Annotated in this window: 12 protein-coding genes, 2 tRNA genes and 2 other RNA genes; all 16 read right to left on the bottom strand. The window is 54.9% G+C overall.

Going from position 1 to position 21,610, the window contains the following annotated elements; genetic code table 11:
• The 16 genes from hemZ to rnpB all read right to left on the bottom strand — a co-directional run bounded on the left by hemZ (position 1) and on the right by rnpB (position 21,603).
• Positions 1–1,371 (bottom strand): coproporphyrinogen dehydrogenase HemZ, encoded by a 1,371-nt coding sequence (gene hemZ, locus BHK98_RS01230; RefSeq protein ID WP_075711852.1) that lies wholly within the window; start codon positions 1,369–1,371, stop codon positions 1–3.
• Positions 1,361–1,981, bottom strand: a complete 621-nt coding sequence (locus tag BHK98_RS01225; RefSeq protein ID WP_075711851.1) for an MBL fold metallo-hydrolase — start codon at positions 1,979–1,981, stop codon at positions 1,361–1,363. The genes hemZ and BHK98_RS01225 overlap by 11 nt, the downstream gene beginning before the upstream one ends.
• A gap of 109 nt (positions 1,982–2,090) precedes the next feature.
• On the bottom strand, positions 2,091–4,298 hold the full coding sequence (locus BHK98_RS01220; protein ID WP_075711850.1) for a RelA/SpoT family protein: 2,208 nt from the start codon (positions 4,296–4,298) through the stop codon (positions 2,091–2,093).
• A 24-nt stretch (positions 4,299–4,322) separates the two neighbouring features.
• Positions 4,323–6,791 (bottom strand): protein translocase subunit SecD, encoded by a 2,469-nt coding sequence (secD, locus tag BHK98_RS01215; protein WP_075711849.1) that lies wholly within the window; start codon positions 6,789–6,791, stop codon positions 4,323–4,325.
• Positions 6,792–6,990: 199 nt separating this feature from the next.
• The gene (gene yajC, locus BHK98_RS01210) at positions 6,991–7,524 is read right to left on the bottom strand and encodes a preprotein translocase subunit YajC (protein WP_245796797.1); all 534 of its coding nucleotides are present in this window, start codon (positions 7,522–7,524) and stop codon (positions 6,991–6,993) included.
• 34 nt (positions 7,525–7,558) lie between these two features.
• Positions 7,559–7,645 (bottom strand) — tRNA-Leu (locus BHK98_RS01205).
• A gap of 15 nt (positions 7,646–7,660) precedes the next feature.
• A tRNA-Leu gene (locus BHK98_RS01200) sits at positions 7,661–7,743 on the bottom strand.
• Between the two features lie 79 nt (positions 7,744–7,822).
• Positions 7,823–8,416, bottom strand: coding sequence for a dephospho-CoA kinase (gene coaE, locus BHK98_RS01195; RefSeq protein ID WP_075711847.1), 594 nt, complete (start codon positions 8,414–8,416; stop codon positions 7,823–7,825).
• A gap of 161 nt (positions 8,417–8,577) precedes the next feature.
• Positions 8,578–11,244: a DNA polymerase I gene (polA, locus tag BHK98_RS01190; RefSeq protein WP_075711846.1), complete on the bottom strand. Its 2,667-nt coding sequence runs from the start codon at positions 11,242–11,244 to the stop codon at positions 8,578–8,580.
• A gap of 33 nt (positions 11,245–11,277) precedes the next feature.
• Positions 11,278–11,456, bottom strand: a non-coding RNA gene (gene ssrS, locus BHK98_RS01185) — 6S RNA.
• A gap of 96 nt (positions 11,457–11,552) precedes the next feature.
• Complete coding sequence (locus BHK98_RS01180; RefSeq protein ID WP_075711845.1) at positions 11,553–12,281, bottom strand: YebC/PmpR family DNA-binding transcriptional regulator; 729 nt, start codon at positions 12,279–12,281, stop codon at positions 11,553–11,555.
• A gap of 162 nt (positions 12,282–12,443) precedes the next feature.
• Positions 12,444–14,078 (bottom strand): fibronectin type III domain-containing protein, encoded by a 1,635-nt coding sequence (locus BHK98_RS01175; RefSeq protein WP_075711844.1) that lies wholly within the window; start codon positions 14,076–14,078, stop codon positions 12,444–12,446.
• Positions 14,079–14,085: 7 nt separating this feature from the next.
• Positions 14,086–15,285 carry a hypothetical protein gene (locus tag BHK98_RS01170; protein WP_143404508.1) on the bottom strand — a complete coding sequence of 400 codons (1,200 nt, stop codon included), beginning with the start codon at positions 15,283–15,285 and terminating at the stop codon, positions 14,086–14,088.
• Positions 15,286–15,436: 151 nt separating this feature from the next.
• A complete protein-coding gene (locus tag BHK98_RS01165) occupies positions 15,437–19,681 on the bottom strand; it encodes a 2-hydroxyacyl-CoA dehydratase (protein WP_075711842.1) in 4,245 nt (1,414 codons plus the stop codon).
• Positions 19,682–19,712: 31 nt separating this feature from the next.
• Positions 19,713–21,158, bottom strand: coding sequence for an MATE family efflux transporter (locus BHK98_RS01160; RefSeq protein WP_245796796.1), 1,446 nt, complete (start codon positions 21,156–21,158; stop codon positions 19,713–19,715).
• Between the two features lie 103 nt (positions 21,159–21,261).
• Positions 21,262–21,603, bottom strand: an RNA gene (rnpB, locus tag BHK98_RS01155) — RNase P RNA component class A.
• Between the last annotated feature and the right edge of the window lie 7 nt (positions 21,604–21,610).

The following is a 21,610-nucleotide window of genomic DNA, read 5'->3' as shown; positions in this document are numbered from 1 at the left end:
TTACCTCCATAATTTATTTTCTTTTCTCGCGCACATCTCGTCAATGCGGCGGATATATTCCTGATAATTGGTCACGTTCGGCACCCGCTCCAGGCGGTTCGTTTCCGGATAATAGCGCTTGGAAATCCCTCCCGCTCCCAGAGCCGCGATGGTCTGATGCTCGTCCATGATTCGGATGTTGTAGAGCCCGTCTGTTTCTCCGAGGCAGTAGCCGGTGTTCTCGAAGAACCCCGCCATATGCTTCTGCCGGTAGAGGTAGTATGGAACAAAGCCGTGTTCGCTCAGGATTTCGCGGCTGTCCCCCAGCATGGCGGCAACCGTATCCGCGACACGGTAATGATAGTCGCGATCGATGTCCTTCAGCCGGGACGCCCGCTTCACCGCCAGGGTATGCACAGTCACATTGTTTGCGCCCAGCTTCAGCACCTGACGGAGACTGTCCCGGAAATCCTCTTCTGTTTCTCCCGGAAGTCCTGCGATGAGATCCGCATTGATCACCCGGAATCCTGTGCGCCCCGCCAGAGCGAACGCCCTCCTGATATCCTCCGGCGTATGGCTCCGTCCGATGGCGTCCAGCGTTTCCTGTCGCATGGACTGGGGGTTAATGCTGATCCGGTCCACCCCGAAGTCCTTCAGAACCGCCAACTTCTCCGCCGTGATGGTGTCCGGTCTTCCGGCCTCCACCGTAAACTCCCGGACCCTGGAGAAGTCAAAGGATTTCTTTGTTGTCTCAAGAAGCGTCTGCAATTGCGCGGCTGTCAGAGTTGTCGGCGTTCCTCCGCCGAAATAAACGGTTTCCGGATACATTCCGCTCTCTCTGAGCCGCCGTCCCGCGTACCGGATCTCCTGACGGAGCGCGGTCAGGTACCGCTCGATCTCCTCACTGCTTACCTGGTTCGACGCAAAGGAGCAGTATACACATCTCGTCGGGCAGAACGGGATTCCGATGTAGACGCCGGCGGAATTTTCATCCGCTTTCCCGTACAGCCGGTCCTGCCGCTCGTAAACGGACAGAATCAGGCGCGCCTTATCCTCCGTGAGCCGGTCGTCGTCTGTCAGCGTCCGGAAAACCTCTTCCCGATCTCCTGCGCGTTCCAGCATTTCCCCCGCCAACTTGACCGGCCGGACGCCGGTAAGGATTCCCCAGTCAGGCCGGATCCCGGTCAGATCCGAAAGACGGTCGAAGATTTCCCGTTTGATTTCATCCTTGTCGGCCGACTCCCGCAGATTGATGTGTACCGCGGCGTCCCGGCGGAACCCGTCGTCCGGCAGAAGCTCGTAATCCGACGGACGCAGAAATTCATCGATCAGCTCCTGAAGAACGGGCAGGTTGCGGTATCCGTGAATTTTGATTTTAAGTTTATCGGACAAAGGGATTGTTCTCCTTTTCAAAGCCTATTGTGGTCTGGCTCATATGGCCGGGAAGCACAATCGTATCCTCCGGAAGCGGAAAAAGCTTTTCCCGAATGGAACGGACGATTTCCCCGTAATCTCCGCCGTAGAAGTCTGTGCGGCCGATGGACGCCTGAAACAGGGTGTCGCCGCTGAAAACATGGCCCGGAACCAGAATGCACATTCCTCCGGGCGTATGTCCCGGCGTCTCCAGGAATTTCAGCTCCGTATCGCCGATCTTCATGGAGTCTCCGTCCTTCACATAGATGTCTGCCCGGATGCTGACGGGACGCCCCAGAAGCTCCGGTGACGAGTTATATTCCGGCGTTTCCAGAATCTGCCGTTCTCTGTCACACGCGACAATTCTGATTCCGGGATACCGGTCCTTCAGCTCCGCGATTCCGCCGGTGTGATCGGCGTGGCCGTGGGTCAGCACAATATACTGCAGATCCACGTTTTCCGCCGCCAGTTTTTCGTTCAGCTGTCTGCTGACGCCTCCCGGATCGACCACAAAGCCGATTTTATTCTCGTCATAGACGAGGTATGTATTCACCATGATCGGTCCGGTGCTGTATCTGAATATTTTCATTTTCCCTCCGATTGCTCTGTTACTCTCCGATTATCCTGCAAAGTTTAAAAAATCCGAACCGGTTTCTGCCGCAGACGCGCATGCTGTGCGGACGGGTTTCCTCTGCGGTCTACGATCTCGCCCGATACACGCTCCGAACGCCGCTGACGTTTCTCAGGGTCCGCAGAACGCGCTGCATCTGCTGTGTGCTGATCAGCATCAGCGTCAGCGTGATACTCAGTGTCTCGTCCCGGGTGCTCTTGGCGTTCACACCTTCGATGCGAACGTTCTGATCCTCGCAGGCCCGGGAAATGTCCGAGAATATCCCCTTGCGGTCGCTGGTGATCACGCAGATCTCGGCCGCGTATGATTTATCCTCCGCGATATCCTCCCATTCTACCTCGATGAAACGGGCGTGTTCTTTTTCCGGCAGCGACACGATGTTGGAACAGTCCTTCCGGTGTACCGAGATGCCTCTTCCCTTTGTGATAAAGCCGATAATCTCGTCTCCCGGCACAGGATTGCAGCACCTGGCCACGCGAATCATCAGATTCGGCATATTTTCAGAGCCTTTTACGATGATTCCGGGGTTCTCCCGATGTCTGCGAATCGTTTTCTCATGCTTCGCAGACTCATTCATCAGCTCTTCTTCTTTTCTCTGTTTCCGCTGCTTTTCCTCCTCCTGATCGCTCTTGTAGAGGTCGAAAAGCAGATTGGCGTATCGGCTCAGGACTGTGCCGCCCTGGGAGATCTGAGTGTAAGCCTCGTCCATGGTGGCGAATTTCATTTCCTTCATGGCCGCCGTCAGGTAGCGGGTGCGGATGACCTGCTGGGGGTCGTAGCCCTTTTTCCGGACGTATTTGTCCAGCGCATCCTTGCCCTTGGAGACATCGTCTCCCTTGTTCTGACGTTTGATGTACTGGCGGATCTTGTTCCTCGCAGAGGAGCTCTTTGCGATACGCAGCCAGTCTGTGCTGGGTCCGGAGGAATTGGCTGATGTGACGATCTCCACGATGTCGCCGTTATGCAGTGTATGGTCGATGGTTACCATCTTCCCGTTCACCTTGGCGCCGACGCAGTGACAGCCCACGTCCGTATGGATCTTGAATGCGAAGTCCAGAGGAGTGGATTCCGCCGGCAGATCGATGACCTCCCCCTTTGGGGTGAATACAAAGACCTGGGAAGAGAAGAGATCCATTTTCAGGGTCTCCATGAATTCCTTCGGATCGTCCAGCTCCTGCTGCCATTCCAGAGTCTGCCGCAGCCAGGCGAGCTTCATGTCCTCGTTGTTCTGCCTGCCGCTGGTATTCCCTTCCTTGTACTTCCAGTGCGCCGCGATACCGTATTCCGCGACCCGGTGCATTTCATAGGTGCGGATCTGGATCTCGAAGGGCTCGCCGTTGTCTCCCAGCACCGTGGTGTGAAGGGACTGGTACATATTAGGCTTCGGCATGGCGATATAGTCCTTGAAACGGCCCGGAATCGGCTTCCACATCGTATGAACCTGTCCCAGCACCGCGTAACAGTCCCTGACGTTCTCCACGATGACCCGGATTGCGGTCAGGTCAAAGATTTCATCCAGCTGCTTGTGCTGCAGAACCATCTTCTTGTAGACGCTGTACAGATGCTTGGAACGGCCCATGATGTCATACTTCATGTTCATGGCGTCCAGAGCCTCCCGGATTTCCGAGATAACCTCGTTGATGAACTTGACTCTCTGCTCCCGCTTCTCGCTGACCTCGCGCGAAAGTGTTTCATATTCCTCGGGATGAAGATATTTCAGCGCGATGTCCTCCAGCTCGAATTTTATCGTATAAATTCCGAGCCGGCTGGCGAGAGGCGCATAGATTTCCAGCGTCTCTCTGGATTTTTCGATGATTTTGTCCGGACTCATGTATTCGATGGTCCGCATATTGTGAAGACGATCCGCCAGCTTGATAATCAGCACCCGGATATCCTTGGACATCGCCAGGAACATTTTGCGCAGAGTCTCCGCCTGCGCCTCCTCCTTGCTGTCGAATTTAAGCGTTCCCAGCTTGGTGACGCCGTCTACCAGCAGCGCCACCTCCTCGCCGAAATCCTGTACCAGCTGATCCCTGGTGTACGCCGTATCCTCTACCACGTCATGCAAAAGTCCACCGACCAGGGTTTCATCATCCATGCCCAGCTGGGCAAGGATGATGGCCACTGCGATCGGATGAATCAGATACGGCTCGCCGCTTTTGCGAAGCTGTCCTTCGTGAAGCTGTCTCGCCTTCTCGTAGGCTCTTCCGATCAGTTCGGTGTCATATTGCTTGTATTTCAGGATTTCTTTCAGGAACTTTGCTTTTGTCTCCATACGTTCTCCGGTAATATCGATTCGTTATCTTCTTTTATTGCCTTTCTTTTTCTTCTTGCTCTTGCTTCCGCCGGTTCCTTTTTTACTGTTCCCGCCGGATTTTTTCCCGGATTTGCTTCCGTTCTTTTCCTGCTTTTCCCCGTGCCCGGAATTGGTGTTTTCCGCGGCAGAATCTGCGCCGGAAGTCTTTCCGCCGGCTTTGTTCTCTTCAGCCTTCAGCGCTTCAACGGCCTTCTTTTCCGATTTCTTCGAGTTCTTTTTCGACTCGATCCGCTTTCTGGCTTTCTGCTGTGCCAGATAACGGGACGCCTCCGCCCTGCGGTTGAACTCATAGTAGAGCGGGCTGCAGAGGAAGATAGAGGAATAGGTTCCCACCAGCACGCCGATCATCAGCGGCAGCACGAACTGTGACAGCTGTGCGGATACCAGAATCAGCAGCGGTACCGTCGCGATGACTGTGGTCATGGATGTCATGATCGACCGGTCCAGCGTCTGATTGATACTGTGATCCAGCAGCTCCATAACCGGCTGCTGACGCGACAGTCTTGAATTCTCTCTGACACGGTCGAAAATTACGATCGTATCATTGATAGAGTATCCGACCACCGTCAGGATAGCCGCAATGAACGGGTTGTTGACCTGAATCCGGAAGATTGCGTACACCGAAATCAGAACCAGCACGTCGTGACCGATTCCTGCGATCGCAGCGACGCCGTATCGCCAGGTCTTAAACCGGAAGATGATATAGAGCAGCATGAACAGCGCCGCGATTAAAATCGCCTTGACTGCGTTGTTCCGGAGCTCCTTGCCGATGGACGGCCCGAATTCCTCGGAAGCGACCACGGATTTTTTATTCAGATCATATTTCTCCTCAATCGTCTTCTGCACGCTGGCTCTTGCGTTTGCGTTCAGAGCCTTTGTGGTCTTGATGATCACCTGATGCTGATCCGCGCCTGAGTACACGATTTCAGGATTCAGATGATACTGCTTGATCGTCTTCTCCACATCACTGATGGCCACCTTCTTGCCCAGATCCATCTGGATCATGGTTCCGCCGGTGAAGTCAATTCCGTAATTGAAGCCTCTCACTCCCAGTGTGACCAGACCGATTACGATCACGGCGCCGCTGATGCAGTAGAAGATTTTCCGTCTTTCGATGAAATGGAATTCCTTCCGGACGAATTTCTTCGGCGTGCCATCAGGTTTGCATCCGAAGAATGTGTTTTTCGCGAATCTGCTGTCCGCCAGTGCGCCGACAAAAATCTGAGTGATGATGACGGCGGTGAAGATACTGACGATAATACCGATCATCAGGGTGACGGCGAAGCCCTTCACTGTCGTGGAGCCCAACTCGTACAAAACGACTGCGGCGATAAGCGTGGTGATCTGCGCGTCCAGAACGGTGACCAGTGCGTGTTTAAATCCCTGGTCAACAGCCACCCGTATCGACCTGCCCAGTCCGATTTCCTCTTTGATTCTGGAGAAAATAATCACGTTGGCGTCTACTGCCATACCGATATCCAGGACGATACCGGCGATGCCCGGCAGCGTCAGAACCGCTCCCATCGCAGACATGATCCAGAGCACCAGGATAACATACAGGCACAGCGCGATATCTGCGAGCAGACCCAGCACATTATACATCAGAATCATCAGGATGAAGACCAGCAGAATTCCGATTCCACCGGCCACGATGCTCTTGTCCAGCGCGTTGGCGCCGATCGAAGCCGTCCGTACCGAGGATTCCACCTCTGTCAGCGATACCGGCAGCGCGCCGCCCCGGATCAGAGCCGCTGTCTCCTGCGCCTCTGCCTTGGAGTATCCGCCGTTCTGCTGATAGATCTCGCAGGAATCGTTGTTGATTTCGCCGTTTACCGTCGGTGCTGTCAGCACCTTATCGTCCAGCCAGATAACAACAGATTTCGGATCTACGGTATTGCCGCTGTCGTCTGTTACAGTGGCGTTGACATTTCCGGCCGCTGCGAGTCTAGTGGCCTGAGCGAACTTCTCCTGGCCCTTCGAACTGAATTTCATGATAATTTTATAACCGCCGTGCTCGCTGTCGGTTTCCGCAGAGGCGGTCTTGACATCGTCTCCGGTAAGATACTGCGTTCCGTCCGCAAGCGTGAAGCGAAGCTTTGCCGTATCGCCGATCCGGTTGATCGCTGTTTTGGCATCTTTCACGCCGGGCATTTCTATACGGAGGCGGTTCTCGCCCTCAATATTGACCGAAGCCTCCGACACTCCCATAGCGTTGACGCGCTTGTTGATGACCTGCTGCGTCTGTTCCATGGTCTCCTTCAGCTTGCTTCCGGACATTTTTCCGGTCTGCGCCTCCATGACCACGTACACGCCGCCGTCAATATCGAGACCGTATTTCAGTGAATCTTTAATATTATTCACCGGTCCGAGTCCGAAGAATGAAACATACGCACCGAACGCGACGAGTGCGATAATAAGTACGCTAAGAATTTTTCTGAATTTTGAACTCATATTATTACTCTCTCACTTTCCGCAGTATTAACCTTTCCGGTTTGAAAAACCTCGTACTTCCTTGTATTTTACTACATTTCTCACACATCTTCAAGAGTCAACTGCCCGCCGCCCCGGCCGGGGCAATCGCCCTGAAACAGAGAAAATCTCCTGCTTCCAGGAGATTTTCTCTTATCCACCCTGCGCACAGGGCTGTTTTCTATTTTTCAGCCGCGCTCTCCGCTGTGCTGTCCGCACCGGAAGCGTCTTCCTTCACAGCAGCCTCTCCCTGTTCTTCAGCACTGACCGGAGCCGTCTCGGCTTTAGCATCCTTTTTCTCAGCCGGCTCTTCGCTCCTGGCCTTCTTCAGTCTCTTCGGGGAAGACTTGCGTGTCCTTACTTCTGTCTCTTCATCCTCATCAAGTCCGCCTGCACCTTTCTGGTCGCTCTTCTTGCTCTTCGACGTCACAGACGAAATGGACCATCTCATGACCTCGAATTTTGTCTTATCCGCGCCGACCTGAATAATCAGGGACTGATCCTTTGTCTTCACGATCTTTCCGCAGATTCCTCCGATGGTGATGATCTCGTCGCCGACTCTCAGCGAATTTCTCATCTCGTTGACGGTTTTTTCCTTTTTCTTTTGCGGTCTGACCAGCAGAAAATACATCAATACGATGAATGCGACAAGAATCAGCATCTGGAACGCGAACGAACTGGTTGACGACGCCATCAAAAATGTACCAAACTTCATAAGATCTTGTTTCCTCCTGTATACCTGTGCTACATGGTGCCGGCGATGGGGGTCGAACCCATACGGTGTTTCCACCACGGGATTTTGAATCCCGCACGTCTGCCAATTCCATCACGCCGGCATAGTATAAAAAAAATGGTGCGGCTGACTGGACTCGAACCAGCACGGTTGCCCACACGCCCCTCAAGCGTGCGCGTCTACCAATTCCGCCACAGCCGCACATTTTTCAAAAAACCTACGCTACTACTATAATTCAATTTCGGCTCTTTGTCAAATAAAACTCGCAAGATTTCCGCGATTAATCATGTTTTTTTATCAATGCACGGATTCGGGTGTAAAGCTGCTCCAATCCGTCAGAATTGTCAATAACGTAATCCGCCCGGCAGAACTTTTCCTCTTCGCTCATCTGATTGCGGATTCTCCTCCGGATCTCGGCTTCGCCGCAACCGTCCCTCTCCGCGGCTCTCCTGATCCGGACGCTCTCGTCCGCAGTGATCAGCCAGACCTCGTCCACCAAAACATCTGCTCCTGTCTCATACAGGATCGGCGCATCCAGAAAAGCCGTCGGTCCGTCTTCCTGCCGCAGCTCCCGGATCCTCTCCGCCGTTTCCGCGATTACCCGGGCCGTTACGATCGCCTCCAGTCTGGCTTTGTTCTCCGGAGAGGAAAACGCCAGCTCCGCCATCCTCCGGCGGTCAAGCCCCCCGTCGCGGTCCAGAATGCCGGTTCCGAAATTCCTCGCCAGCTCCGCCAGAGTCACGCTTCCCTTTTCTGTCACCTTGCGGGCGATCTGATCCGCATCGATGACGGGATAGCCCTGCTCCTTCAGATATGCGGATACAGTTGACTTTCCCGTGCCGATTCCGCCCGTGATTCCGATAATTTTTCTCATGATTTTCTCTATATTGCCTTTATTGTCTTTGTTTATCTGTGCCGCCTGTGCTGTCTCGCGCCCTGCAGCTCCTCTGGCTGCCTGTGCTGTCCCGCGCCCTGCGGCTCCTCTGGCTGCCTGTGCTGTCTCGCGCTCTGCATCTCCTCCGTGCCGCCGCTGTGTCAGTTCTTCAGATCATACCAGGACCGGCCCGTATTCATGTCGCAGGAAAGCTCTACCGACAGTTCTGCCGCACCTTCCATATTCCGCCGCAGAAGCTCCTTCACGGCCTCAACCTCATCCTCTGCCGCACATATGATCAGCTCGTCGTGAATCTGAAGCACCAGCCTGGATTTCATGCCGCGCTCCGTCAGCTCCCGGCAGACCCGGTTCATGGCGATTTTAATGATGTCTGCCGCGGTTCCCTGGATCGGGCTGTTCATCGCGAGCCGTTCTCCCAGCTGGCGGGTCATGTAGTTGGAGGAACCGATTTCATTGATATACCGGCGCCTTCCGAACATCGTCAGCGTATAGCCGTGCTCTCTGCAATACGCCACCTGGGAATCCAGATACTCTTTAACGGCGCGGTGCTTCTGAAAATATTCCTGAATGTACCGCTCCGCCTCTCTGCGGCTGATATGCAGATTTTCCGACAGCCCGAAGCTGCTCATCCCGTAGATTACGCCGAAATTCACCGCCTTGGCGCGGCTGCGGTCCAGCGGAGTGACCTTGTCGTAATCCAGCTCGAATACGCGGGCCGCGGTCATCCGATGAATGTCGTCCCCGTTGTTGAACGCGGAAATCAGATTCTCATCCCCGGAAAGATGCGCCATGATCCGCAGCTCAATCTGCGAATAGTCTGCGCCGATCAGGAGTTCGTTTTCTCCTGCCACAAAGGCTCTGCGCAGCTGTCTCCCCATCTCGTAGCGAACCGGGATGTTCTGCAGATTCGGTTCCGTGCAGCTCAGGCGCCCGGTCGCCGCCACCGTCTGCTGAAAATGCGCGTGAATTCTGCCGTCACTGCCGATCAGCGGGCGGATCCCCTCCACGTAAGTGCTGTTCAGCTTTGTCAGAGTTCTGTACTGCAGAATCAGGGGCACCACCGGATGCTTGTCACGGATCTTCTCCAGAACCTCCGCACTGGTGCTGTATCCGCGCTTTGTCTTTTTTCCGGCCGGGAGTCCCAGCTTTTCGAACAGAATCGGACCGAGCTGTGCCGGAGAGTTCACGTTGAATTTTTCTCCGCACAGCTCATGAATCTGCGCTTCTATTCCGTCTACCTCTCCGCTCAGGCTGCCGCCGATTTCCTCCAGCGTCCCGCGGTCCACGGAAACGCCCTCGACCTCCATGTCCGCGAGAACCGCAATCAGCGGAAACTCGATTTCAAGGCACAGCTTTTCCTGTCCGTTAGCGCTGATCTTTTCCTCCTGAAGACGTCGCAGAAGCTTCACGTTCCGGCACCATTGCGCGCCGTATTCCTCCATGGCCTCCCGGTCCTGTCCCAGAAGATCCATCTGCCCGTTCGCTTCCCGGAATTCCTTCTCCGACTGGATTTCTGTATGCAGGTATTCAAACGACAGGGTCTTGAGGTCATAATTTGACCGTCCGGGATCCAGCACGTATTCCGCCACCGCGCTGTCAAAGGCGGTAACCGGGTTTCTGAGACCCAGACTCATCAGCATATAATAATCCGCAATCAGGTCGTGCCCGGCATAGCGGAAATTCCCGCGGTTCAGTATCTCGATCAGCCGGCCTTCCGTCTGTCCTTCCATCGTCACAAAGAAGCTCTGATTTCCGCAGATCAGCGAGACTCCCTGAATCACCGGCGTCTCCACATGATCATTATTTCCGAAAACCCGGAGCAGGATCTCTGACCCTTCCGGCAGCGCCTCCAGCAGCTTCAGGTCTTCCGGCGAACCGATGCGATGCTTCTCATACTCAGTGTCATCCGAAACGGTCTCTGTCAGCACGTTCCCGGCTCCGCCGGCATTCAGCTGCCGCAGGAAACGGTTGAATTCCAGCTTTGTATAGAGCTCCACCAGCTTCTCGTAATCCGGTTCTTTTCTGCGAAGGGATTCGATTTCAATATCCAGCGGAACATGGGTGTTGATTTCCGCCAGTTTGCGGCTCATGGCCGCCAGCTGTGCGTTTTCCTCCACCTTCGCCCTCAGTCTGGCGTTTGAGATTTCGTCAGTGTGCGCCAGCAGCTCAGCCACCGAGCCGAACTGTTTCAGCAGCTTGATGCCGGTTTTCTCACCGACGCCGGGGATTCCGGGGATATTGTCAGAGGAATCCCCCATCAGTCCCTTTAAATCGATGAACTGCTCCGGAGTCACCTCATACCGTTCCAGCATTTTGTCGTAATCGAACAGATCGAATTCTGAAATCCCCCTGCGGGTGATCAGAACCTGCGTCTTGTGGGTACAGAGCTGAAGCGCGTCCTTGTCGCCGGTGATGATCAGCGGGTCCAGCCCTTCCTCTTCTCCTCTGCGCGCCAGCGTCCCGATGATATCGTCCGCCTCATAGCCTTCCAGCTCCAGATTGGGAATGTGCATGGCGGTCAGAATCTCCTTCATGGGTTCAAGCTCCATCGCGAGCTCTGCCGGCATCTTCTTGCGGCCCGCCTTGTATTCCTTATACGCCTCGTGCCGGAAGGTGGGCGCACGCATGTCCCACGCGACTGCCATATAATCCGGATCATAATCATCCAGAATCCGGTTGAGCATATTTAAAAAGCCGAAGATTCCCTGAGTGTAAATCCCCTCTTTTGTAATCATCGGCTTCTGCATGGCATAATAAGCACGGTTGATCAGACTGTTTCCATCGATGATGACGATTCTCTTTTTCATACTGATATCCCCCGCAATTGTTCGTGATATAGAAAAAAACCCAGGACACCGTCAGGACTTAATTGACGCCTATCAAAAATGATAGGTGGGTATCCTGTCCTGTGCTTCTGCCGTCCTCTCTGAGGAGGCTTGACATCCGCCCGGGAACTCCGGATTCCCTAAAAAAAGCTGTAGGTTCAATTAAGAGCCCTTAACGCATGTTCCAGGCAAATTCATTATACCCCAATCCGTTCCGTTTTACAATCCAAAACGACAGGATTCAGAAAAAACTGTTTCGCGGAACCGCTCCGGTCCCCCGGACGTTCCGGTTATCCCAGCTCCTCCAGATCCACCGAACAGTTGGTATGGACACTCTGAACGTCGTCGTTGTCCTCCAGGAAATCCACCAGCTTCTTCAGCTTGCGGAGATCCTTTTCGTCCGGTGTGCTCTCCACGGACGGAACATATTCAACCTCGGATTCCACCAGCTCATAACCCGCCTTTCTCAGCGCGTCATCCACCGCCGGATAATCCGCCGGATCCGCGGTGATCTCGAAGCTGTCCTCACTGGTGGTCATATCCTCTGCTCCGGCCTCCAGCGCCGCATCCATCAGCGTGTCCTCATCCACGTCGTCAGTCTTTTCAATGATGATTACGCCCTTTCTGGCAAACATATAGGATACACATCCCGGCGTACCCAGGTTTCCGCCGTGCTTGTCGAACAAAGAACGAACCGCCGAGGTCGTCCGGTTGGTGTTATCTGTCAGACAGTCGACGATGATCGCGACGCCGCCTGCGCCGTAACCCTCGAATTTCAATTCTTCATAGGCCGCTCCGCCCAGCTCGCCCGTGCCCTTCTTGATGGCGCGTTCGATATTGTTGTTCGGCATACCGATGCCTTTTGCTTTTTCAATGGCAACGCGCAGACTCGCGTTATATTCCGGATCTCCTCCGTCCTTTGCCGCTACCGTAATGGTTTTCGCATACTTCGTGAACAGCGCGGCTCTCTTGGAATCCTGCGCCGCCTTTCTGCCCGCGATTGTGCCGTGTCTTCCCATGGAGACACCTCCTTCTTTGTATTTTCAATTTTTAAGTCATACTCAACTACGGTATTATACAACAAAAACGTTCCATTTTCAATATTGACTTGGTTTTTATTCCGAATTCCCGCGATTTTCCCGATTCCCCGCGTGCCGATGAAATTTCCGGCGATGTTCACTCTATTTTTTCGCTTCGATCCGGATGATGTAGGAGAAAACCCGGTCGCGCCCGCCGCGGTCCCGATATCTGCGGTGTATGGTTCCGTAAAGATCTTCTCCCACAGAAAACAGACTCTCCAGCTCCCCGGTCACCTCCAGACGCGTGGTTTTCGGCTTTCCGCCGGTTCCCTCCGAGCTGATCACCAGATTGCGGTCGCTTGACTGCGCCTTGCTGTACGCCCGCAGAAACCTTCCTTTGTGCACAGATATGCCCTGCGCTGTAACGTCCTGACGTACTCCCGGTGCGATAAAATAGCTCTTGATTCTGAAGTCACGGTCCAGAACAAAAAACGCCCGCTGTCCCCAGATTTTCAGGTAAAACTGACGGCTCTGCCCGTCATACTGCACCGCGCTGAATCCGCGGACGGAACGCAGTCTTGCGCCGCCTGCGCCCCGGACCGATGCGGGGATCCGGATTTTCCTCCGTTCCAGATGCTTCAGATTCGATGCGCTGATCCTGTCCACATACAGCTTACTTCCCGTTCCCTTATTGCATGCTGTCGTAATCAGCTCTCTGCGTTCCGGATCATATGTCATGTCGTTCGCATGCCCGATGGCAAGACGACCCGAAACCCGGTCGCATGTCAGATCCCGGAGCCGTATCTTCATAATTTTCGCGTACCGGTAATTGTCTCTGCGCAGAACAAACGCCATATAGACATAATTCCCGTCACTGCACGCCCCCTGCGTCGTATAGTAGCCCCACAGCTTTCTTTCCGCCAGTTCCCGGACGTTCAGCGCTCTTCCGTTCTTCTTCAGATACGTGACTCTTTGTCCCGGCTCCCATTCCGTCTGCCGGTCCGCCGGCGCTCCGCCGCGTTTTCCGCTGTCCGTCTCTCCGCTGGCTGTTTTCTCCGCCGCATCGCTCTGTATGTCTTTCCTGAACAGAATCTGATTCGACGGCGCGTTTTCCGCCGGCTGCAGTCCGGTATCCACGCGGTCGGGACGCGCTGTAACAAAAATGCTCCGGCGTCTGACCGTATATTCCGCTGTTTTGTTCTCCATCGGATGCGTGTCAGTAAAACGCGTCTGACCGGAACCGCCCCTGTCTGTGACGGCGCCGACAGCGTGCCAGACAGATTCCCCTTTTTCACGCCGGTACACCACATAACTTCCGGAGCCTCCGTCCTTCTCCCTCTGTTCCTTCCAGGAAAGAACCACACTGCTCCTTTTCACACGGATACCTGTCTGCCTCACATTGCGGAAGCCCGCGAGCCGTGTCTGTTTCCCGGCCTCCGTCCAGGGCGATACCAGCTTTTCGCCGCCGGTGATTTTGTAGCACCGGATCCGGAAACGGATACGGTCCGCGTTTTTCAGCCGCCTGATCCGTATACTGCCGAGCTCCTTTCCTCGAATACGTATTATTCTTCCGGCAGCGGGATCCCCCGAGGTCCCCCAGGAAACCTCGTACCCGTCCGCGAAATTCCGCTTCGACCACCGGAGCACGGCGGTGTCGCCGGACACTCTGCTCACCGCATACATCGCAGAATCCTTCTGAAACTCTGTGCTGTCTCCGGACGTTTCACCCCATGCTCCCGCGGGGAGCATCAGTCCCGCCGCGAGAATCAGCACAGCCGGCAGATTTTTCGTCATCATCACGTCTCTACTCCTTTCCGCCGCGCAGAATACGAAGCCCGACTGCGCATGCTCCCGTCATCAGAGCCGCCATAAGAAAAAAAAGAGCGGTAACCAGCTCTGCTCCCGTGTCTCCGGTAAACGGACCCGTACCCTGTGATCCTGCCTCCGCCGAAGCATTGTCCTCATCCGGATCGTCCTCCTCGACAGGAATCGACTCCGTTTCCCCGGCTTCTGCGGCGGGACTGCCGCTTCGGTTCTTCACCGCTCCAGTCTTATTCTCTGCAGTCATCGTCTCTGTGTCCTCCGGGGATCTGCCTGCCGCACCGTCCTCTGTCTGCAAGGACACGGAGCCTTCGACCGGCTGCGATCCGCTTCTTTCATTATCTTCGTCCTTTTCATTCTTCTCCTTTCTCTCATTCTTATCCGTGCTGCCGTCCGCTTTCTTTGCTGCCGCGGCGAAAGTAAACTGCTGCGTTCCCTCGCATACAACTTCCCCGTCTGCAAGGCATCGTACATTGACAAAGGCAGGTTTTCCCGACGCTTTCCGGACGTCAGCGTCGATCTCTTTTGTGAGAATCCCGCTGGCGTATGCGTCCTCCGGCTCGCCCACAGTGCTGCTTTTCCCCGTGACTGCGTCATAGGTGACGTCCACCGCGCCGGTCTCTGCATCTTTCCTCGCCTCTGAATCCTCTGACGGTTCCGGATCACCGGACGCAGACGGCTTCAGACTCTTCTCTGAGGTTTTCACACCGGCGTTCTCTCCGTTCTCTGTCTCCGGTGAAACGGTTTCTCCCTGCACTTCCCGCACCTTCTGTCCGGCCTCTGTCTGCGGATCCGGCTCTGTCACCACAGACGAAGGATCTCCGGCGCGTCCTCCTCCCGCCGTGAAGCTCTGTACGATTGTTCTCCCGTCCCCGCCTTCCGGCCGCAGTGAATGTCCTTCCGCGTCCTGAAGCCGGATCTCCAGACGATAAGCTCCGCCCTGAATCAGCCCTTCATAGAACGCCGTCACAATCAGCTTCTGCCGTGCGTCATTCTTTTTCTCCGATCGGGCTTCCCCCTGTTCCCGGACAGTCACAGTGACCTTCGCGTCAACGCCCCGGGTTTCCGCAGAGACATATGCCGTTCCCGGGAGCAGCGCTCCCAGACAGATCACGCTGCAGCATAACGTCATCCTTCTCCAGCGTTTCCATCGTATACACCTCTTTTTTCGTTTCTTTGTCATCTCTTACCTCCTCACACAAAAAAAACCGCAGCGAGCTGCGGTCCTGTCGATTTGCAGAATCAGAAAAGGCAGCCCCTTCGGAGCTGCCTGAGCCTGGTTTCTGACACTATCAATTTTACCATCTTCCGGGTGATATGTCAAATATTTCCTTTTATTCTGTTCCGGCCTGCCGTGCGAGCTCGGTTTCAAGATTTTTGTGAGCCGTGCTCATCATCAGCTTGATACGGTTCAGCTGGTTGGTATCGCTGGCGCCCGGATCGTAATCGATGGCGACGATGTTCGCCTTGGGGTTCATTTTGCGTATCGCCTTCATCATGCCCTTTCCCGTAACGTGATTCGGAAGACACGCGAACGGCTGCAGACACGCTATGTTCTCCACGCCGCTGTGAATCAGCTCTACCATTTCACCGGTCAGCAGCCATCCCTCGCCGCACTGGTTTCCGATGGATACGACCTGCGATGCGGCGCGCGCCGTCTCCTCGATGCGGGCGGGCTCTGTGTAATGCCGGCTGTTTACCAGCGCCTCTCTCATCGGCTTTCGCAGCCATTCCACTCCGCGGATAGCCATCTGATTGATTTTCATGGACTTCCACGTGCCGGACAGATGCTCGTAGTTGAATTTTTTGTTCTCCATTCCATAGAGGAAGAAGTCGATGAGATCCAGCACCACGGCTTCGCCGCCCTCGGCCTCAATGGTTCCCACGATATCATTGTTGGCGTTCGGATGATACTTGACCAGAATCTCTCCGACCACGCCCACCTTCGGTTTTTTCACATCAAGCCGCTCCACGCTGTCGAAGTCCTCTACGATTTTCTTCATGTTCTCTGCGTAGACCTTTATGTTGAAGTTCAGGATGTTGTCCACGATGGGCTGATACCATTTCTCCATCAGGGCCTGACAGGTACCGGGAGTTTTCTCATAGGGACGGGTCGCATAGAGGAGCCGCATCATCAGATCTCCGTAGATGCATCCCACCGCCAGCATGAATCCCATTTTGGCCGTAATTTTAAAGCCCGGGTTCTTTTCCAGTCCGACGACGTTGAATGACACCACCGGAATCTGACTCATCCCCAGATCCGCCAGCGCCTTCCGCAACAGAGAAACGTAATTGCTGGCGCGGCATCCGCCGCCGGTCTGCGACATGAACACCGCGGTGCGGTTCAGGTCGTATTCGCCGGATTTCAGCGCGGAGATAATCTGCCCCAGTGTCACGATCGTCGGATAGCAGGCGTCGTTGTTGATGTATTTCAGTCCCTCTTCCACCGAGTTTTTGTCTACCGGCGGAAGGAGCACCACGTTGTATCCGCAGGCCTTCATCGCCTCCTTCAGATAATTGAAGTGAATCGGCGACATCTGCGGAATCAGCAGCGTGTAATTCTCACGCATCTCCCGGGTGAAGATCCGGCGTCTGGCCGGTTCTCCTCCGTGAACGATATGGATATCGTTTTTCTCTCTCTCCTCCATCGCCGCCTTCAGCGAACGGATGCGGATCTTCGCGGCTCCCAGATTCGATACCTCGTCGATCTTCAGCACCGTATACAGCTTGTTGTGACTGCGGCAGATTTCCTCGACCTGATCTGTGGTGACGGCGTCCAGCCCGCAGCCGAAGGAGTTCAGCTGAACCAGTTCCACGTTCTCATGCTCGCCGGCGAAGACCGCCGCCTTATACAGCCTGGAATGATAGACCCACTGATCCAGAACGCGTATCGGTCTCGGAAGGCTGACCCGTCCGGAAATAGAATCCTCAGTAATCACGACCATATCAAAGGAGTTGATCATTTTGTCAATCCCGTGATTGATCTCCGGATCCAGATGGTACGGACGTCCCGCCAGAATAATGACCTTCTTGCCGTGATCTCTGGCGTATTTCAGGGCGTACTCGCCCTGCTTCTGAATATCTCTCTTGAACCGGGTCTGCTCCGTGCGCGCCGCCAGCACAGCCTTGCGGATTTCCTCATGGCCGATATGCAGCGGCCTGAGAACCCGGCCCAGTTCCCGGATCAGCCGGAGATCGCTGTCATACGGCAGGAACGGATGAAGGAACCTGACGTTCTTCTCTGCGAAAAGATCATCCATATTGTTCGCGATAACTTCCGGATAGGTTGCGACGATCGGGCAGTTATAATGGTTCGGCGCGTCCGGATCCTCCGACTTCTCAAAGTTGAGACTCGGATAGAAGATGAACCGATGCCCCTGGTCCACCAGCCATTTAATATGCCCGTGCACCAGCTTCGCCGGATAGCAGGCGGTGTCCGAGGAGATGGTCTCCAGCCCCATGCTGTAAATGTGCTTGCTCGAAGGCGGCGACAGCTCGACCCTGAATTTCAGCTTTGTGAAAAAGGTGAACCAGAACGGATAGTCCTCGTACATGTTCAGCACGCGCGGAATCGCCACGGTGCCTCTCTTGGCGTCGAAGTCGGACAGCGGCTTGTAGTCGAACAGTCGCTTGAATTTATAGGCGTACAGATTCGGGATCTGATGATCGGTCATCTGCCCTCCCGCACCCTTTTCACAGCGGTTTCCCGTGATGAATCTGGAGCCGTCACTGAATTTGTTAATCGTCAGGATACACTGATTCTCGCATCCGTGGCATCTGCCGTTGGAGTGCTCCACATGGAAGTCCTCCAGCTCCTCTTTCCCGATGATCGAGGAACGGGTTCCGGTCACATAATTGTCCTGGGCGATCAGCGCGCATCCGTAGGCGCCCATCAGACCGGCGATATCCGGCCGGACCACGTTTTTCCCGATGATTTTCTCAATGCTGCGCAGGACGGCGTCATTCATGAAGGTCCCGCCCTGCACCACGATTTTATCTCCGGTTTCGTCACTGTTCCGGAGCTTGATGACTTTATATAACGCGTTCTTGATGACGGAATAGGAAAGCCCGGCAGAGATGTCTCCGATGGATGCGCCTTCCTTCTGCGCCTGCTTCACCTTGGAATTCATAAACACAGTGCACCGTGTTCCCAGATCCACCGGACTGTCTGCGAACAAAGCCTCGTGCGCGAAAGCGTCAGTGTCCAGGTTGACGGACTTGGCGTAGGTTTCCAGGAAGGAGCCGCAGCCGCTGGAGCAGGCCTCATTCAGCATGATATTGTAAATCGCACCGTCCTTGATCTTCATGCATTTCATATCCTGCCCGCCGATATCCAGAATGAAATCCACTCCGGGCAGGAATTCAGCGGCGGCTTTATAGTGCGCCATGGTCTCGATTTCTCCCATGTCCGCCTTGAACGCCGCCTTAATCAGACCTTCCCCGTATCCGGTAACCGCAGTGTTGGCGATCACCGCAGAGGACGGCAGCCGGGCGTACAGCTCTCTGAGCATCGCCCGTACAGCTTCCACAGGATTTCCCTCATTGCCGCGGTAAAACGAATACAGCAGGCACCGGTCCTCATCGATCAGTGCCGCCTTCGTCGTTGTCGATCCGGCGTCGATTCCGAGATACACATTGCCCTTCGCCTTCCGGATGTCCTTTCGTCTGATTTTATCCTTGTTGTGCCGGTTCAGAAATTCCTCGTACTCCTGACCGTTCGCGAACAGCGGTTCCACATGTCTGGTCTCCGCCATCTGAGATTTGTCCGCTGTCTTCATCCGATTCACGATCTCTCCGAGGCGTACCTGCTTCTCGTTTCCGCTGAGCATCGCCGCGCCTATGGCGACAAAATACTTCGAGTCCTCCGGGAAGATGACGTCCTCATCCGAGAGTCCCAGCGTTTCGATGAAGCGCTTTCGGAGCTCCGAAAGGAAGGACAGCGGCCCGCCGAGGAACGCGACTTTTCCTTTAATAACATGTCCGCAGGCGAGTCCGCTTATGGTCTGATTCACCACCGCCTGGAAAATTGAAGCGGCCAGGTCCGGCACCGCCGCGCCGTCATTGATCAGCGGCTGGATGTCCGTCTTGGCGAACACGCCGCACCGCGCTGCGATAGGATAGATGACCTTGTAATCCCTGGCGACCTCATTCAGTCCGCCGGCGTCTGTGTTCAGCAGAATCGCCATCTGATCAATAAAAGCGCCGGTACCTCCTGCACAGGTACCGTTCATCCGCTGTTCGATGGTCGCTCCATAAAAAGTAATCTTGGCATCTTCTCCGCCAAGCTCGATGGCGACATCCGTTTCCGGAATCAGCGTTTCCACCGCCTTGCTGCAGGCGATAACCTCCTGCTCGAACCGGATACCCAGAAGCTTGGCAAGAGAAAGTCCGCCGGAGCCTGTGATCACCGGCTGCAGCTCCACGTCTCCCAGCTCCCGGTACATGTCGTTCACCAGCTCCTCGACCTTGTCGAAGACGTTCGACATATGCCGCTCATACCTCGAGTATACTACATTCTCATTTTCGTCCAGCGCCACCAGTTTCACGGTGGTCGATCCGATATCGATTCCTAATTTCATATTCACCCTCTGATGTAACCCGTTTTCTGTCTTACAGGTTCTTGATCTCCTTTTTGTACAGATGCGCGAGCATTATCGCGGAATACGTCGTCCCGATGATCTCCGCAAGCGGGAAGGATGCCCAGGAGGCAGTCAGACCCACATAATGGAACAGAAGATAGGCCAGCGGCAGGATGCCCAGAAGCTGCCGCAGCAGCGACGCGAACAGGCTGTACACGCCGTGGCCGGTACTCTGGAACAGCGTGGAACAAATGATGCCGAAGGCGGCCGGAATGAAGCACAGACTGATGATGCGGAGCGCCGGCATACCGATTCTCATCATATTCGCATCCGCGCTGAAGAGCTTCAGAAGGAGCCCCGGCACTGCGTGGAATACAACCACGCCGCAGCTCATAATCACCAGTGCGGCAATCAGCGCGCATTTATACGTCTTCATCAGACGCTCCCGGTTCCTCGCTCCGTAGTTATATCCCATGATGGGCATGGCACCCTGGTTCAGACCGAACACCGGCATGAAGACAAAGGACTGCAGCTTGAAATAAACACCTAAAACCGCCACCGCTGTCGCATTCACTGCCAGAATCGCATTATAGCCCAGCAGCATGAAGGAGCCGATCGCCTGCATCACCATGCTGGGCAATCCGACCGCATAAATATCTCTCACTACCCTCCAGTCGATTCTGAAGCCGCGGAGACGTACCTCCACCGCATGCTCCCGGTGACGGATGATCCATATCGCAACCGCCATGGACATGCCCTGACCGATTACCGTGGCCAGCGCCGCGCCCGCCACCTCGAGCCGGGGCATACCGAAGAGTCCGAAAATCAGAACCGGATCCAGCACGATGTTGGTCACCGCGCCGCTGAGACTGATGATCATCGGCGCGATCATGTTTCCCGTCGCCTGCAGCACCTTCTCAAGCTGGATCTCCACCATGCTGAAAAGGCAAAGCGTCGTGACGATACGGAGATATTCCTCTCCGTAAGAGAAAATCACCGGATCATTCGTATACGCGCTCATAAACGGCTTCGCAATCAGAAGTCCGATTACCGCGAACGCGACGAAGTTGAACACGCCGATCCGGATGCTGGTGCTGGCCGCCTTGTCGGCTTCCTCGAACCGTCTGGCACCCAGCCTTCTGGCAATCAGCGAATTGACGCCGACCGCGCTTCCCACTGCGACTGAAATCATCAGCATCTGCAGCGGCATAATCAATGATACCGCCGTCAGGGCTTTCTCGCTGAGCATCGCGACAAAGACACTGTCCACGATGTTGTACAGCGCCGCGATAGTCATGGAAAGCATCGCGGGCCACGCCATGGATGCGAGCAGTTTTCCCTCCGGTGCCGTCCCCATCTTGTTCGCGTCACTGTCGATTCTCAGCTCCCCGTTTTCCGCCCCGACATCAGTCCGGGTTCCGCCGGTTTTCCTTTCGCTGTCAATCGTTTCCGTTTTTTCGTCCTTACGCTTCTTCACTTTCTTCCTTTCTGTTTCTGTTCTGCTAATCTTGATTCCCTTTTTTCCTCTAATCTAATCACCTGTTCTGTAATCACATCAGTAACAGTTTTTTACTAATAAAAAAATGGGCAGGTCTGTAAGCCGGGTTCTGTATTCGACAATCATCTATCTAAGGCGCTGCATCTCTGCGCGCTCATGCGGTCCACCTTTCGGGCGGTGACGGGCCGCCACCATACTGCCCTCCGACCTTGCTCCGGATGGGGTTTACACGGCCGCCATGTCTCCATGACGCCGGTGAGCTCTTACCTCACCATTTCAACCTTACCACGGCATGACCCGTTTCGGCGGTGTGTTTCTGTTGCACTTTCCCTATAGTTACCTACGCCGGACGTTATCACGGCATCCCTGCCCTGCGGAGCCCGGACTTTCCTCATGCTGTGCACGCGATTGTCTGGCCTGCCCATTGAATG

The sequence above is a fragment of the Hornefia porci genome (genome assembly GCF_001940235.1).
In the GTDB taxonomy this organism is placed as follows: domain Bacteria; phylum Bacillota; class Clostridia; order Peptostreptococcales; family Anaerovoracaceae; genus Aminicella; species Aminicella porci.
This window is presented reverse-complemented; position numbering and strand designations above follow the sequence as displayed.

Coding starts and splice junctions, on each gene's coding strand:
- BHK98_RS01225 (WP_075711851.1), bottom strand. CDS start 1,981: ATGAAAATATTCAGATACAGCACCGGACCGATCATGGTGAATACATAC.
- BHK98_RS01220 (WP_075711850.1), bottom strand. CDS start 4,298: ATGGAGACAAAAGCAAAGTTCCTGAAAGAAATCCTGAAATACAAGCAA.
- secD (WP_075711849.1), bottom strand. CDS start 6,791: ATGAGTTCAAAATTCAGAAAAATTCTTAGCGTACTTATTATCGCACTC.
- yajC (WP_245796797.1), bottom strand. CDS start 7,524: ATGAAGTTTGGTACATTTTTGATGGCGTCGTCAACCAGTTCGTTCGCG.
- coaE (WP_075711847.1), bottom strand. CDS start 8,416: ATGAGAAAAATTATCGGAATCACGGGCGGAATCGGCACGGGAAAGTCA.
- polA (WP_075711846.1), bottom strand. CDS start 11,244: ATGAAAAAGAGAATCGTCATCATCGATGGAAACAGTCTGATCAACCGT.
- BHK98_RS01180 (WP_075711845.1), bottom strand. CDS start 12,281: ATGGGAAGACACGGCACAATCGCGGGCAGAAAGGCGGCGCAGGATTCC.
- BHK98_RS01175 (WP_075711844.1), bottom strand. CDS start 14,078: ATGATGACGAAAAATCTGCCGGCTGTGCTGATTCTCGCGGCGGGACTG.
- BHK98_RS01170 (WP_143404508.1), bottom strand. CDS start 15,285: ATGACAAAGAAACGAAAAAAGAGGTGTATACGATGGAAACGCTGGAGA.
- BHK98_RS01165 (WP_075711842.1), bottom strand. CDS start 19,681: ATGAAATTAGGAATCGATATCGGATCGACCACCGTGAAACTGGTGGCG.